Genomic DNA, 15,914 nt, shown 5'->3' on the forward strand with positions numbered 1-15,914 from the left:
TCTATTTAAAATATAGAAATTCAATTTGAAATAAAATCCTCAAATAGTATCCCGAATATGACCTCAACTAACTCTGATAAAAATAACATAAAGGGGATAAAAGCAACTATTTTAAATATTTTCCATTTTTTATAAACTCTCTTTTGAAAAAGATACATTTCAACATTTTCAAGAAAATCACTTTCAATTTGTTTGAACATTAAAATAAACTCTTTTTTAAAATTTTCGTCTTTAAATTGAGATGTGACCCTTCTTACATTCTGTCTAATTGAACTATTTGTGTAATATGTCTTCCCATTTAATTTTTCAATTTTTATGTTAGATTGAATATTTTTTAATTCTTGAATTGAAAAGTCTTGTTTAGAAATAATATTTCGATCAAAGAAATAATCATCCTCTTTATAATCATCAACTGATTGATCAATAGTAATTTTTCCCATCACTTTTTCACTCATTTCATTTATCAGAAACATACCTCCTCTAGTCTCATCCAAAAAATCCTCACTAATTTTTAATTTTTCCGTAAGTGATTTTTTCTTTTCATACTCGGAATGAAGGGATTGAAGGTGTTGAAGTTTTTCAGTTGAATTAAAACCAATCTTTTGAATCTTTTCTCTAGCTAACTGAAGTTTATTAGTAAGAATATAAATCAGTTTAGTAATGAATTCTTGAACAAAAACTTCCAATACCAAAAACACCGGTGAAACAAGATAGATTGATAACCAGAATACTAATGATAATTCACTAATTATTTCTACAATATAATTTTGTTTATCCATGAATAATTAATCAATGTTTATATCTCTGTTTTGTGAAGATCACTCTTTTTAATGATAATTAATTCCTTCTTAATCTTAAATGGTCTCTTGAACTCTTGATTTATTGAAAATAATATATAACTATTTATCTCATAAAAAATTAAATATTGACCTCCACATTTTTGAGAGATGATTTTTCTAAAAAAGTAAATAAAATGTATTGTATTATTTTTAAATAATTCCTTTGATGAGTGAAATTTGTTTTTCTAATTGAATTCCAAGTTCTTGAATGAATCTATATCTCCAAGTTTTTTCACTACCATTATTATAGAATCTCATCAAACTATCACTATTCTTCATCCAACTCACCGATTTACTTCCTTTTGACACTAAATCGTTAATATTGGAAATTTCATTGATAGTATTTTTATCCCATATTGTTTCAATTATATCACAAATAATCAAAATATTTTCAAGACACATTGATATGTATAGAGATATATTATTTCTATCTACGGCATTTCGAAAGTTATTTATTTCATCTTGTTTATGTAAAGTATTAAAAACATTTATATCCTCTTCAATTACATATTTTAAATTATAGGATAGATTGTTATAACATATATAATTTATTATCATATCCTTGTTAGTCTTTAGTCCTTTATTTTTAAGAGATGTCTTTACTTCAACTAGATCAAAATCTTCTCCCCCTACAAAATATGTTGCACTATTACTTAATAAGTTAGTTAACTCACTAATATTTTTACATGTAATGACATTGTTAAGATCTTTAACATACCCCTCTAATGACGGTAAATTGTTTTCTATTGATTTCATGATAATTTTTATTAATATAAGAAAAATATAATATTTATTAGGTAACTTTTCTTATTATTTTTTGTAATAATAATTTAAATAAAAGTGTTTTAAAATCAAAATAGTAATATTGTATATGCATACGATATTATCATCAACACTTATTTTATTACTCACATTATTTATTCCTCAAAAAAAATAATGATTGTTGGTAATAAAATTGTTCAAATTGACTCTACCGGGACGGTACATAATCTATCATTAAAATATGAAAGTGGGTTTATTACTGAAAAATTTCAAATCAAAAGCAAAACAATCTTTCTAAATAAATCGAGCGGGATCGTATATGAAAGGAGAAATGATTCAATTGTCAGAATTGATAATTCATATGATGACAAAATTCACAATCTATCATTAGATTTCGTCTATCGTGACACTTTATTTAGAACCGGAGGATATGGTTATTATAGAAACAACAAAAATCTAATATTCTATGATGAGAAAATAAATGAGTGGGATATAATTAACTACAAGAATATGGATTTAATTGAACCATTTAGTAATGTTGGGTTTCATTTTATTCATGAGTTATTTGATATACTTGAATAACTTTAATCAAAATTATAAATCTATTACTAAGTAAATTAAGGGTTGGGAACAATGAATTGAATGAAGTTTTTTTTCGCTGAAGGAAAAAATTCCATTTATATTAATCGACAAAAAATAAATGCATTGACAATTTCAATCAACTCTTTAAAACAAAAACTAGTCACACATTAATCCACAAAGAAAAACTAGAGTTAAACAAAAGAATTCTTGTCTACTTTATTAATCCTAAGATAATAAAAAACAACTCTTCGTGATTTAACAAAATCCTAGTCCTTAAAATCAATTATATTATTAGGTTGTTCTTCCTTAAAATCTCCTTCAAGTTGTTCAACATTCCTTAACTTAGAAAGCATCATTCTTGAACGAGTTGTTACCAAAGTTTCAATCTCTTTATTTGCTTCGTTCAATTTTTTCTGGGCTTTTTCTAAAACTCCACCGAAAGTGGTAAATTCCTTTTTAATAGAGGAGAGTACGTTCCAAACTTCACTACTTCGCTTCTGAATCGCTAAAGTTTTGAAACCCATTTGCAGACTATTAAGCATAGCCGCTAAAGTTGTAGGTCCAGTAATGACAATTTTATAGTCTCGTTGTAATTCCGTGATTAAATTAGGCTGACGCACAACCTCTGCAAAAAGACCTTCTATTGGAAGAAACATAATTCCAAAATCGGTTGTGTGTGGTGGATCTATATATTTAGATGAAATTTCTTTGGCAAAGCGTTTAACCGATTGTACCAAAGATTTTACAGAAGCTTCAATCGCAACAGTATCTCCAATATCATATGCCGTTTGAAGTCGTGCATAATCTTCCTGCGGGAATTTTGCGTCAATGGGCAGATAAACTGACGAATCATTAGCTCCTTTTCCAGGAAGCTTAATTGCGAATTCGACATGAGCATCTGATCCTTTTTTTGTTTTAACATTAGAATCGTATTGCTCTGGAGACAAAATCTGTTCTAAAATATTCCCTAGTTGAATTTCTCCTAGAATACCTCTAGTTTTTACATTGCTAAGTACCTTTTTAAGATCTCCTACTCCAGATGCTAAATTTTGCATTTCTCCCAAACCTTTTTGAACTTCCAACAATTGGTTTGTAACGATCTCAAAAGATTTACCAAGACGTTCTTCTAAAGTTTTATGTAACTTTTCATCTACTGTTTCTCTCATCTTCTCCAACCTACTCTCTGTCATTTTAACCAACTCCTCTTGACGTAGGTTCATTTGGTCGAATTTCAATCTTTGCAATTCGTTAAATTCTTTCACATTCTTAGAAAAAGAATCTTGAAATTCTTTAAGATTTAACTTCAACTCTACACGGCTTTCTTTTTCTGTAACTTTTAGAGTTTCAATAATTGAAACTAATTTCTGTTCCATTTTTTCGGTTAACCGCTCTAAACCTAAAGTTAATTCTTGTCGATTATCTTTTAAACTTTTGGAAAATTCTTCCCGATTTAAAGAAAATTCCCCTCGGATGCTTTCCGTAACTTTCTCATTTAGAAAATTTGAATTTTTTCCATTACTTTTACTTACAATCAAATAGATAACTCCACCGAGTGAAATTAAGGCCAAAACAGTGTTCAATATAAGCATGAAAATTTTTATTGAAAATTAGTAATTTATTCTGTCACCAAAAATAATTAAGAATACTAGTTGTTAACGTCTATCAAAAATAAAAAAAGCCCTCCAATACATTGGAAAGCTTCTCACTGGTTTTCTACAAACCTCTTGCATTTTCATGCAAGCAACACAACTTCTTTTCTCTGAAGTAGAGTAAAATTTATGCTCAAAGATACAAAATTTGGTGAAAGTAGCTATCTAATAACATTATTCGTAAACTATTGTAATCATTTTAGCCACACAAGCTGGTTTTCGGACTCCTTTAATTTCTACTTTAATTTTCCAAATCACCTTTAAACTTTTAAACTTTTGCTCTTCAATACTTTCTACGTGTATTATTCCTCTTAACAAAGAACCTTCTACAACAGGGTAAGGGAAACGAACTTCTTCAAGCCCATAATTATACGCCATTTTAAGTGAAGAAACATCTAATACTTCTGTCAAGAATTTGGGAATTAATGAAATGGACATAAATCCATGTGCGATTGTAGATTTATAAGGAGATTCTTTTTCGGCTCTTTGCTGATCTACATGAATCCATTGATAATCTTTGGTGGCGGCTGCAAAATGGTCTATCATTTCTTGCTCAATTTGAAGCCACTCCGAGGGCTTGAGCGTTTTGCCTTGTAGGTCTTTGAATTCTTTGAAATCTTTTAATATCATTTGGGAAATGTTATAAGAATCTTTTTTTGAAAATTAATTAAGTTATTCGAATTGCTTAAAGATAAGGTCATTCATAATATTTGCATGCATTTCTATGTTTTCTTTCGTAAAAGGAGAAATACCGTACTCTGCCTCTAAAGTTTGAGCTAAAACAAAAAAACTACTTGTTGCTCCAAACATTATACTTACAAAGTTTGCTGCGGGGATAGCTTTGAACTCTTCTAGGTTTTCACTTTCAGTAATGGGTTTGTGGCTAAACCAAACTACAGGCATCAATAAATTTTGACTCACAAAATCATAACGCCAGGATTTTCTTCCCATTTCTTGAAGCAAAATTTTGTACATCGAAGGGAACTCTGCCATTAAATATAGGTAATGTTTTGTAAATGCTTTTAATAATGAGATTCCATTTAAGTGGTTATTAGAGGCTCTAACCTCCTCATAACGCTGCATTATTTTAGAAGATAAATGAATTATAGATTGCTTCCATAAATCCTCTTTATTCTCGAAATGATAACTTATTAACGGAGTCGTAACGCCAACTTTGGAAGCGACTTCTTTTAATTGAGCTCCTTCATAACCAAACTCAGAAAAAACTTCTAATGCAGCCTCTAATAAAACATTAATATCCAATTTCTCTGAAGAAACAGGCCTCCCTCTTTTTCTTTTTACATTTACATTACTCATAAAGATACCTTTACAGGTCATTTGATCTAACTTTCAATCATTATTTTAAAGATTGAAAATTATTTAAATTAAATTGAAATTTAATAAAATTTTCATCACTTTTGTAATAAATAATGTCAGAATTCAATTATAGTGTAAATAAATACACTAAATAAAATCGAATTTAAACTTCTTAAAGGAAATATATGAAAATATTAGTTTGCATCAGCAATGTTCCAGACACTACGTCAAAAATTAACTTTGTCGAATCTGACACAAAGTTTGACACACAAGGTGTTCAATTCATAATCAATCCAAATGATGAGTTTGGATTAACTAGAGCTATTTGGCTTCAGCAAAAGCAACAAGCCGAAGTTACTGTATTAACGGTTGGAGACGTAAGTTGCGAACCGATTTTAAGAAAATGTCTAGCGATTGGAGCAGATAAAGCAATTCGAGTGGATGCAGTTCCTTCTGACGGTTTTTTTGTAGCCAAGCAAATAGCTAGTGTATGTGAAAAAGAATCTTTCGATTTAATTATAGCAGGAAGAGAATCTATAGATCATAATGGTGCAATGGTACCAGGTCTAGTAGCTGGAATGCTGGATTATGAATACATCACTAACTGCATTTCTCTCGAAGTAGAAAATAATCAAGCAACTGCTGCAAGAGAAATCGACGGAGGTAAAGAAATTGTAACTAGCGGTTTACCTTTAGTTATAGGAGCTCAAAAAGGTCTTGTAGAAGAATCTGATTTGATTATTCCAAATATGAGAGGAATTATGCAGGCTCGAAAAAAGCCACTAGAAGTGATAGCCTCTACAGATGCAGTTGCATCTTCTAAGGTTACCTCGTTTGAAAAGCCAGCACCTAAAGGGGCTGTTAAATTAGTAGACGCGGAAGACATAGACTCATTAATAGATTTACTTCATAACGAAGCAAAAGTTATATAACCCCAATTTTAAAAATAAATTATGGCAGTATTAGTATACACAGAAGCTGAAAATGGAAATTTTAAAAAAGCTGCATTTGAAGTTGCATCCTACGGAAAAGCATTAGCTGACCAAACCGGTCAGAAACTAATTGCTGTTTCTTTTAATCAAGAAGACGGAAGTGCTCTTGGCGCATACGGGGTTGACCAGGTAGTAAATGTAACTGGTAGTTTTACAGAAAGTTTTTCTGCTAAGAAATTTGCTGCAGCAATTGCTCAGGTTGCTTCTGAAAAACAAGCTAACCTTATAGTTTTAAGTTCAAGTGCAGATAGTAAATATTTAGCTCCTTTATTAGCAGTTAAATTATCTGCAGCTTACACTTCTAATGTGGTTGAACTTCCTTCGAGCACGGAACCTTTAACCCTCAAAAGAAGCTGTTACACAAGTAAAGCATTTAGTACGGTTACGTCAAACCAACCCATCAATATCATTGGATTGTCGAGTAACGCTTTTGGAATTATTGAAACACAAAGTTCACCTGAACAAAGTACTATTTCTGCTGAAGAAGCTACGAGTTCAATGACAGTTTCATCTCTCGAAAAGGTAACGGGTACCATTACAATTGCTGATGCAGATGTAGTAGTATCAGGTGGTCGAGGGTTAAAAGGCCCTGAAAACTGGCACTTAATTGAAGATTTAGCGGATGTTCTCGGTGCAGCAACAGCTTGTTCTAAACCGGTTTCTGATATGGGCTGGAGACCTCACGGCGAACACGTAGGTCAGACAGGAAAGCCTGTAGCTTCTAACCTTTATATTGCAGTTGGTGTTTCTGGAGCAATTCAACATTTAGCAGGAATTAACTCTTCAAAGGTTAAGGTTGTTATTAATATTGACCCAGAAGCTCCTTTCTTTAAGGCCGCTGATTATGGTATTGTTGGAGATGCATTTGAAGTTCTTCCTAAATTAATTGAAAAACTGAAAGCTTTTAAAGCAGCCTAAAAATTATTACATACAAAAAAAATAGGCGCATTTGATGTGCCTATTTTTTTTTACACAAAGAAAGTATAACTAATTTTATCCATGATAAAATCCTTATTTTTGATGGAAGGACATGCGAAATCACAAACTACTCCCGATGATTGACTGCTTTAAAAAACTAACTATTTTATGATTGCTTCAGAAATAGCGGCATTGAATTATGAAAATCTCAGTGATGGGTTTTAAATCAAGCAAACTAATTGTATTCATACTTTTACTTGGTTATTTCCAGAAAGGAAATGCGCAGGGCTTTGTACCATTATTCAATGAATATCTTTCAGAAAATCTATACGTAATTCACCCCGCAATGGTAGGTACTAACCTAATTAACTTTAGATTAAACCTCGGAAGTAGACAGCAGTGGTTTAACATTCCTGAAGCACCCGGTACCGATTTGTTAACCCTAGAATATAAAGCGACTCGAAATGTTATAATTGGAATGCAGTTCATTAAAGATCATAATGGTTATCACTCCAAAAATTCAACTTATGCAACCTTTGGATATAGGATTTATTTTAATGAAGAGGTTTGGAAAACAAAAAGATCATTTCCAACAAAAAACGATAACATAAAAGAACTGTCATTTGGCCTGAGTGTTGGTTCTATTAAATATGATTTAGACCAGTCTAGTTATGATCCAAGAATTTCAGATCCATTATTAAATAATAATTCAAGTGGAATTGGATATACTACTATAGATGCTGGAATTGCTTATGTTTCTACTCATTTATCAGGACAATTGACAATCAAAAACATAACTTTAAACAACACCAAATCCTCCATAGAAGAAGATATTGTTTCTTTCGAATCTACTAGGTTCAAACATTATTTAGCATCTCTTCAATATGAAATCTATTTTGATAATGGGTGGAACATAGAACCCTCAATTCTAATTCAACACTTAGAAAAAACAAACGAAAGTAGCCTAGATTTAAACCTTAAATTATATCGAATAATCAACAAGGGACGCTTATGGGTTGGAGGCTCTTACAGAAGAAATTTTATCGAAATTGAAACCAACTCAATTCCACCTACTCCAAATCAATTCTACAGTCACTTTACTCCTGTTTTTGGGTTAAATTACAACAGATATCTTTTTTCATATCATTACACTTCAAACTTAGGAACACTGAACTTAGGAGCTTCAGGACTTCATTATTTCACGGTAGGAATTTCTTTTTAAGGAACTATTTGAGGTTAATTCTTTTGAGAATTATCCATCCAAAAAAGAACCACATTAAAACAAAAACCCACCAGACCTGAAAGTAAAGATCGTTTTTTGACGTATGATCAAGCTCTAGAAAAGGAAGTATGAGTGACTCAATCAGAACATTAAAAAGAAATAAAAAAATAAAGCCAAGACCCCATCTTACAAAAATTAATCGATCAATTCTTTTGTAAGTTTTTCTCAGAAAATAAAGAAATGTAATCGATGCCAAACCCGATAGAATTAGAATATAAGGAATGAATCCATCGACCTTCTTTCCATTCAATAACTCCCAAAGGCTTGCGCTAAATAATAAACTAAAGCACACCAACAAAATGAAAGAAATGTATGGATTTAAAAATTTCATTAACTACATAGAGTTGCGTGTATCATTTCAATTTTTCTAAAAACAGTCGGATCAGTTACTCTCGTATCTCTCAGAAAATCTTCTCGGGTATTCATCCTTCTCAAAGCTTTTAAGTCTTCATTAGCAATCACTAAATATTGAACATCTTTGTAAGTCCCATCGCAATTAATCTCAATCTGCACTTCTACTTCTTTTATTTCTGGTAAAAAAAGTGAAATTTGAATTAATCTTGATTCAATCCTACTGTAATCTAAACTAGAATTTCTGTTAACGCCAACATTGTCATAGACTAAGTTTTTTCGGCCATTATTATTCATTCGCCCATTATTTTGCATGCGGTCGTCAAATGAATTGGAAGCTATGTAACTGTTTTTATTATCAACAAAAGATGCCTTATTGCCTGATATTTTAAGCCATTTTGGAGTACTCATTTTTTCAATTCGTTTAGCTAATCTTTTTTCTTGTCTACTCTGTCCTGAACTTAATATAGGAACAAGTAATAGCATGGCGAGAATCAAATGTTTCATGAAATTTTTTATGTAAATTAAAACTAAATTTTGTTTTCTTAGTGATAAGAACAGGTTTAAACTCAAAAAAAAAGAATTTCAATTTAAGCCCACAAAAATATAGTCACATTTTTATTGTTAAATTTTAAAAATCTTCACTACCGCTAAAAGACTTATCTGATCCGAACTTGTAGTTTAATTATTTGTTATATTTACTTTAAGAGGATTAAATTTAAAGGTTAAAATCTATATTAAACTCAGATAACTAGTTAAAACTTTATGCCCAAAATAAAATTAATAATTAAGCAAGTAGTTTTTTATAGCTTGCTTATTATTTCTTTTCATGGACATGCACAACTAAGTAAAGTCCATTATATCCCTCCACTTACAAGTTCAGATCAAGGGAATGCTGACCCAATTGATCAGTATTTTTATATATCTACACCAAGCGAAGAATTAATTTCATTTACAATTATACCCTCTGGGTCTGAAGATTCAGATCATATAGAAGGGCAAGTATCCAGAGATTCGCCCTATATATACACCATTTCAAATGGAGGATTTTCTCAATTGGTAGTAGATCCAGTAACAACCAGCCAGGTTTTCTCAAATAAAGGATATACAGTAGAAGCCGATGCTCCGATTTATGTATCTGTTCGAATGAATGCAGGAAATTATGCTCAAGCAGGAGCTCTTGTCAGCAAGGGAGAAAATGCACTAGGAACTGAATTTAGAATTGGAACCTATAACAACCAAGGTACCCCACAAACTAATTATCTTAACTTTTTCTCAGTTATGGCTACCGAAGATAATACGCGTATAAACCTCTCTAATAACATTACTTCCGGTCTTGTAATTCAAAACTTTGGAAACAATCAATTTCCAGTGGAAAACATCCTACTAAACAAAGGTGATAGCTATGTAGTCGCAGCTAAAGTAACTGACAATAACGGAACAATTATCAATCAAAATAGAGATGGATTAATTGGAACTCTGGTCAGTTCTAACAAACCTGTAGTTGTTAATTGTGGCTCTGCTAATGGTAGTTTTGGTAATGGAGGAGCAAGAGACTATGGTTTTGACCAAATCGTTGGGGCTGATAAAATTGGAGACGAATATATTTTCGTTCGAGGTGATGGTCAAGATTCTTATGAAAATATACTCCTTGTTGCAAATCAAGATGATACTTATGTATGGATAAATGGAAGTAGTAGCCCCATAAACGTTGACCCTATTGCAGCTGGAGAACATATCGTAATTGAAGGTGATGCATATGAAGGCAGTAACTTATACGTTAGAGCCTCTAAAAATGTATTTGCCTACCAAGGCATCGGAGGTACCTCGGAAGCGAACCAAGGGATGTTTTTTGTACCTCCATTGAGCTGTGAAAATAGAGGGAATATTGATAACATTGCTTTAATTGAACAAATTGGATCCATAACTTATTCCGGAGGAATTACAATTGTTACCAAAAGAAATTCAATTGTAAAAATCAACAACACCCTAATAGAAAACTTAAATTCAGTTCTCGTTGTTGGACCTTCAGATGTTACAGGAAGATCGGATTATGTAACCTATAAAATAAGAGGTTTAAACGGTAATATTGGAGTTAGTAGTTCTGATGAACTGTATGCGGCTTATTTTAATTTTAATGGTTCAGCAAGTTCTGGAAGTTTTTACTCTGGCTTCCCCTCTGCTCCAGAATTAGACATTGATTTTACAGCCACTACATTAGGAACTTGTATTTCTGCAGCGGGGGTTTCTAATGTTGTTTTAAGTGTTAGCAATGAAGGCAATTTTGATTCACTCCAATGGTATAAAAAAAATCCCTTGAACAATGAAAATATCCCTGTAAATAATGGAGAATCATCAACTTTTCACCCTACAGAGCCTGGGAATTATTTAGTGATTGGAGTAATAAATTGCTCTGGGACAAGTTATATGTCAAAGCTAATTCCTATTAGTATTTGCCCTCCGGATTTTGATGAAGATGGAATCATTGATAATTTTGATTTGGACAATGACAATGACGGTATTTTAGATTCTGTAGAATCTAATGGAGATGAGGTAATTAACTTATCTGACCCATTAAATCCTTCCACTCAAACAGAACTTACTTTGAATGCATTACTCTCAAAAACAGAAAGTTCTGAAAATATCTTTTTAGGAACTGCGACGGGGTATTTTGAATCAGAATTGGCTCCTTCTCTTAATTCTAGCTTAAGTTATGCACTTAACTTTTCTGAAAATGTTTCACTTAAAATATCCGAAGACCAAACAAAAACTAGAACTGCAAATTCAGAGGATACCTTCATTTGGAGTACCTCTTCAGCAGAAATAAACATAAGCTTATGGGATCCGGGTGACCGTCTTTTAGTTGACTCAAATTTTGATGGAATATTTGAAACTGGCGTAACTGTATTTACTGGCGCAGAGGTTCGATTTAAGTTCAACCCAAATTTTATAGACGCGACTCCTTTTGAATTTTTTTCTAAAAATACTGCGGGTATTATTTTAAAGCAAATTCAGAAAAATCCAAATGTTGCTAGTCTCTATTTTGGCAGAATTGAATTGATCGACCGCTATCTTGATACAGATGAAGACGGATTAATGGACCTATTTGACTCAGATAGTGATGCAGATGGATGTTATGATTTATTCGAAGCAGGTTTCGGCACCAGTGATCCTGATTATAACGGTGTTATGGGAACAGGTTCAGTTAGTTATGATTTGGGTACGATTGATAATCGTGGGCGCTTTATAGATCATGAATACTCATTAATACCGACTAGAAATGTAGAAGATGATTTTCAATTTCAAGTATTCAATACTGCTCCTCAAATAATTTCACAACCAGAGTCTGTTGTTCGTTGTGGTGGTTTTACCTCTTCTTTTTCAGTAGTAGCAAGCCATACTGGAACTACATATTATCAGTGGCAATACAATGTTACAAGTACAATTTGGGAGGATGTAATCGATGATGAATATTTTTCTGGAAGTAATCAAACAACATTAACTCTTTTAAATTCTCAAGAATTTCATTCAGGAACCTATCGCGTTCAAGTCTTTTCAGATGATTATGCTTGTCCTATAAATTCTAATGAGGTTTTACTAACTGTTCAGCCAGTAGTTCCACCTCCTATTCTTGAACAAGAACAAGTATTTTGTTTTGACGCTATAAATCCAGCTAAAATCAATGACTTAAGTGTAGTTAGTACGGGTACTTTTGACAGAACAGAATGGTATCTAACTTCTGAAGGAGGATCTCCCTTAGCAACTTCAACGATTCTGATTGATGGTCAAGAATATTTTGCTCAGTTTCTAGACTCTAATAATTGTTCAAGCTATGAAAGAACAATGACCTCTGTTTTCATAGCTCCTCTTCCTGATATTGTTCATCCAATTTTTTACATCAAGCAATGTGATGAAGATGAAGAAAACGATGGGCGATCACTTTTTAATCTAGAAGAATATACAGGCTATCTATCCACTACACCAGCATCAGAGACCTTCGAGTTTTTTACTTCAAGTGATTTCAGTTTAAACTCTAAAATAAGCAGTCCAACACGATTCCAAAACGAAGCTTTCCAGCAACAGGTATTCGTGAAAATAACTTCACCCTATGGTTGTGTCGCTTCAGCAACATTAGACATTCGAATTGGTGCAAGCACCATTGATCCTGATTTCATGTTGTATTATGCACTTTGTGAAGACGATCCAGCTAACGATCAGGATGGATTACAAACTTTTGGAAGTCAAATAATTTCTGAAATAAAAACCACCCTAATTGAATCTGATATTAAATATAGCTCACAATCATTATCGATTAACTTATACTCCAGTTTAGATGATGCATTAATTAAAAGAAACCCTATAGATACAAACGATTCATATACTACTCAAACTAGTGGAACGCAAAAAATTTGGGCCAACATTGAAAATGTCGACTTGGATGAAGTTAGTTGTGTTGGTTTAAAGCAAATTGCAACTCTATATGTGGAGCCCAAACCTATTTCTAATGAAGTAATCGTATCCAGAGCTTGTGATGGAAACAGCCCTCTAGACGAAGATGCATTTGACGGTCTTTTCCCATTTGAAACTTCAAACATTCAGAATGAATTACTTGGTGGACAGACCGATATATTGACTCAATATTTTGATTCTTCTGGAATTGAAATTGGTACTATTTTACCCAATCCTTTTTTAACTGCCTCCCAAACTATTCGGATAGAACTTGAAAAAGTATCTCCCTTAGAGGATGTTGTTAATCCTGACGGTAATTGTATAGACGCTGTCTTTATTTCTTTTAAAGTTGATTCAATTCCTGAAATTAATAGTCTAATTATGCCAGAACAGTGCGATAACGGTGTTGACATTGAAGATGGCATCAGTGCTTTTGATACAGGAAATATAATCAATGATCTTTTATATGGTAGTCAGCCAAATCAAAACACAAGCAACACATTAATTCAATTTGAGTACATAGATTTATCCGGAATTACCCAAATAGTAAATCAGCTCCCTAATCCTTTTTTCTCCCCCACTCAACAAGTTACTGTTACACTTACAAGAGCATTACATTCTGAATGTTCCGCATCTAGTTTATTAAGTTTTGTAGTAAACAGTATTCCGGTTGTAAACACAAATCAAGAGATAATTCGGTGTACAAATCTAAATCCAGAGCCTATTGGCTTTTTAGAGTCTGGTTCGGATCAATATTCTTTTGATTGGGTTTTTATAAGCATCACTGGGGAACGAATTTATTTACCCGATACTACTGCTACTATTTATCCAGATGCTGCTGGAACTTATGAATTTACTGCAACTACGCTCGATGGAACTAACTGTACATTAACAACAAGAATTGAAGTAACTGACTCTATGGCGGCAGAAATTCTAAACGAGAATATTATTATAAAAGACTTAAATCGAGAAGATGCAACCTCTATCGAAATAATAATGGAGGGCTTAGGAAATGGAGATTTTGAGTTCTCATTAAATTCAGAAACTGGGCCTTATCAGGAAGAACCTATTTTTAATGAAGTTGAAAGTGGACCATTTACTTTGTATATAAAAGATCGAAACGGATGTGGAATTACAGCTTTCGAAAGTGTAGCTTTGAATTACAAAAAGTTTTTCAGTCCAAATGGAGATGGAATTAACGACGTGTGGTTTATCGAGGGAATTACTCAGTTTTTTCAGGCAGGTAGTACAATTCAAATCTTTGATCGGAACGGAAAACTTCTTAAAAGCTTGAATCCATTAGAACCTGGATGGGATGGAATGTACAATGATAAGCAAATGCCACAAGACGACTATTGGTTTTTATATACCTCAGAAGAAGGAAGAAGAGTTCAAGGGCATTTTAGTTTGTTGAGATGATTAATATGAAAATAAAGCTCAAAATAATCCAAAAAATCATTCTATCAGGAATTCTATGTTTCTGTATCTCTTGTTCCTCCGAACCTCAAAGTCAAGCTACAGAAATTGAAACCCTCAATACTCCTTTCAAAATTATAAATGAAACAATTACAAAGAATGGTGTGGTTGTGTCATTTAAAGGAGTAAATACACTTCAAACTTATGGATTGGGCAACCCTGAGTTAATGAACGAGTGGAATATTCAAATTATCCGTGAATTTATTGGAAACCTTAGAGAGCAACCAATATCAGGAAATGCGATTCTTGCAAGTGATGAAGTATGGTATCATCCGCTTCAGACAATTGTAGATCAAAATCGAGCAAATAATAAAATTACAATCCTTTGTCCTTTTGGATGGGTAAACCAATCTGGAGAAAGAACCTTACTCACAGGCTTAAATCCGAGTGAACAAGATTTTTTTGTTGATTATAAAATAAAAATGAAACAAATAGCCGCTCATTTTAAGGACCAACCTGATGTTTGGATCGAGGTTTGGAATGAGCCTTACAGTTGGAATAACGAACAATACACACATGACCTTTGGTTATCTGATATGCAGGAAATGGTGTCAAACCTAAGGGCAGTGCCTGGATTTGAAAGCATAATAGTTGTTCCTGGCAACGAACAAGGTCAATCAGAGCTCGCGATTCTTGAAAAGGGATCTGAATTAATTGAATATAATTATAATATTTTATTTGATTTACATGCTTATGAAAAATGGCTTTTAGAAACAACTCAGACCGATATCACTACAAGAATCAGCCGACTTAAAAATCAAAAAATCGCTTTTATTTTTGGAGAAATTGGTGTTCAAAATGTTGGGGGAATTATGCCAGTCCAACATTTACTTAATAGTGCAAACCAAACAAACATATCTGTTTTAGCTTGGCTATGGAATCAAAACACAGAAGACAACAATGCTCTTTTAACAGATGATGGTTTACCTAATGCAACAGAACAAAATAATTTTTGGGGAGATACCTATCGTGTATTTTTGAATCAATAATTATGGGCCAAAATCAAAAGAATAGACTTAGTTTATTTATTAAGCGAAAAGGATAATTTAACTAAATACTGCCATCCTAAATCATAAAAGTATACAATCATTGTGTACCTAAATATGAATTCTAAAAAACACAAATCAACAATAAAAACGCATTGTTTATGTATAGGTTAGTTTTTTCAAATAAAAAAATAAATTACTCAGCCATTTTTAATATAGATTGTCACATCAATAAAATATGAGACATAAACTTTAGGATTTTATTTATAATGACATCTTTTATTATGGATTTATTGATTTTGTTTCTATTT

The 15,914-nt window shown here is 32.3% G+C and carries 12 protein-coding genes; 6 read left to right on the forward strand and 6 right to left on the reverse strand.

Features of this window, described 5'->3' with window-relative positions:
• Positions 1–20: 20 nt before the first annotated feature.
• Together NG655_RS08820 and NG655_RS08825 are read right to left on the reverse strand one after the other, a co-directional pair.
• Positions 21–779 (reverse strand): hypothetical protein, encoded by a 759-nt coding sequence (locus NG655_RS08820; protein WP_252158945.1) that lies wholly within the window; start codon positions 777–779, stop codon positions 21–23.
• Positions 780–989: 210 nt separating this feature from the next.
• A complete protein-coding gene (locus tag NG655_RS08825; RefSeq protein WP_252158946.1) occupies positions 990–1,595 on the reverse strand; it encodes a hypothetical protein in 606 nt (201 codons plus the stop codon).
• A 180-nt stretch (positions 1,596–1,775) separates the two neighbouring features.
• On the opposite strand from NG655_RS08825, the gene NG655_RS08830 reads away from it, so the two are divergent.
• Entirely contained in the window at positions 1,776–2,183 is a 408-nt protein-coding gene (locus NG655_RS08830) for a hypothetical protein (RefSeq protein ID WP_252158947.1), read from the forward strand.
• Positions 2,184–2,449: 266 nt separating this feature from the next.
• On the opposite strand, the gene NG655_RS08835 is transcribed toward NG655_RS08830, so the two are convergent.
• The 3 genes from NG655_RS08835 to NG655_RS08845 form a co-directional block, all read right to left on the reverse strand.
• On the reverse strand, positions 2,450–3,772 hold the full coding sequence (locus NG655_RS08835; RefSeq protein WP_252158948.1) for a DNA recombination protein RmuC: 1,323 nt from the start codon (positions 3,770–3,772) through the stop codon (positions 2,450–2,452).
• 234 nt (positions 3,773–4,006) lie between these two features.
• Positions 4,007–4,462 (reverse strand): MaoC family dehydratase, encoded by a 456-nt coding sequence (locus NG655_RS08840; RefSeq protein WP_252158949.1) that lies wholly within the window; start codon positions 4,460–4,462, stop codon positions 4,007–4,009.
• Between the two features lie 42 nt (positions 4,463–4,504).
• Positions 4,505–5,149 carry a TetR/AcrR family transcriptional regulator gene (locus NG655_RS08845; RefSeq protein ID WP_252158950.1) on the reverse strand — a complete coding sequence of 215 codons (645 nt, stop codon included), beginning with the start codon at positions 5,147–5,149 and terminating at the stop codon, positions 4,505–4,507.
• Positions 5,150–5,334: 185 nt separating this feature from the next.
• On the opposite strand from NG655_RS08845, the gene NG655_RS08850 reads away from it, so the two are divergent.
• The 3 genes from NG655_RS08850 (at position 5,335) to NG655_RS08860 (ending at position 8,281) form a co-directional block, all read left to right on the forward strand.
• The gene (locus NG655_RS08850) at positions 5,335–6,081 is read left to right on the forward strand and encodes an electron transfer flavoprotein subunit beta/FixA family protein (RefSeq protein ID WP_252158951.1); all 747 of its coding nucleotides are present in this window, start codon (positions 5,335–5,337) and stop codon (positions 6,079–6,081) included.
• A 21-nt stretch (positions 6,082–6,102) separates the two neighbouring features.
• On the forward strand, positions 6,103–7,059 hold the full coding sequence (locus NG655_RS08855; protein ID WP_252158952.1) for an electron transfer flavoprotein subunit alpha/FixB family protein: 957 nt from the start codon (positions 6,103–6,105) through the stop codon (positions 7,057–7,059).
• A 214-nt stretch (positions 7,060–7,273) separates the two neighbouring features.
• On the forward strand, positions 7,274–8,281 hold the full coding sequence (locus NG655_RS08860) for a PorP/SprF family type IX secretion system membrane protein (protein ID WP_252158953.1): 1,008 nt from the start codon (positions 7,274–7,276) through the stop codon (positions 8,279–8,281).
• A 390-nt stretch (positions 8,282–8,671) separates the two neighbouring features.
• Here the strand turns inward: NG655_RS08860 and NG655_RS08865 are convergent, their stop codons facing one another.
• Positions 8,672–9,199: a hypothetical protein gene (locus NG655_RS08865; protein WP_252158954.1), complete on the reverse strand. Its 528-nt coding sequence runs from the start codon at positions 9,197–9,199 to the stop codon at positions 8,672–8,674.
• A 258-nt stretch (positions 9,200–9,457) separates the two neighbouring features.
• On the opposite strand from NG655_RS08865, the gene NG655_RS08870 reads away from it, so the two are divergent.
• Both NG655_RS08870 and NG655_RS08875 read left to right on the forward strand, forming a co-directional pair.
• Positions 9,458–14,560 carry a T9SS type B sorting domain-containing protein gene (locus tag NG655_RS08870; protein WP_252158955.1) on the forward strand — a complete coding sequence of 1,701 codons (5,103 nt, stop codon included), beginning with the start codon at positions 9,458–9,460 and terminating at the stop codon, positions 14,558–14,560.
• 5 nt (positions 14,561–14,565) lie between these two features.
• Positions 14,566–15,606 carry a cellulase family glycosylhydrolase gene (locus tag NG655_RS08875; protein WP_252158956.1) on the forward strand — a complete coding sequence of 347 codons (1,041 nt, stop codon included), beginning with the start codon at positions 14,566–14,568 and terminating at the stop codon, positions 15,604–15,606.
• The last annotated feature ends 308 nt before the right edge of the window (positions 15,607–15,914 follow it).

This window comes from Candidatus Arcticimaribacter forsetii, from assembly GCF_910589745.1.
GTDB classification, from domain to species: domain Bacteria; phylum Bacteroidota; class Bacteroidia; order Flavobacteriales; family Flavobacteriaceae; genus Arcticimaribacter; species Arcticimaribacter forsetii.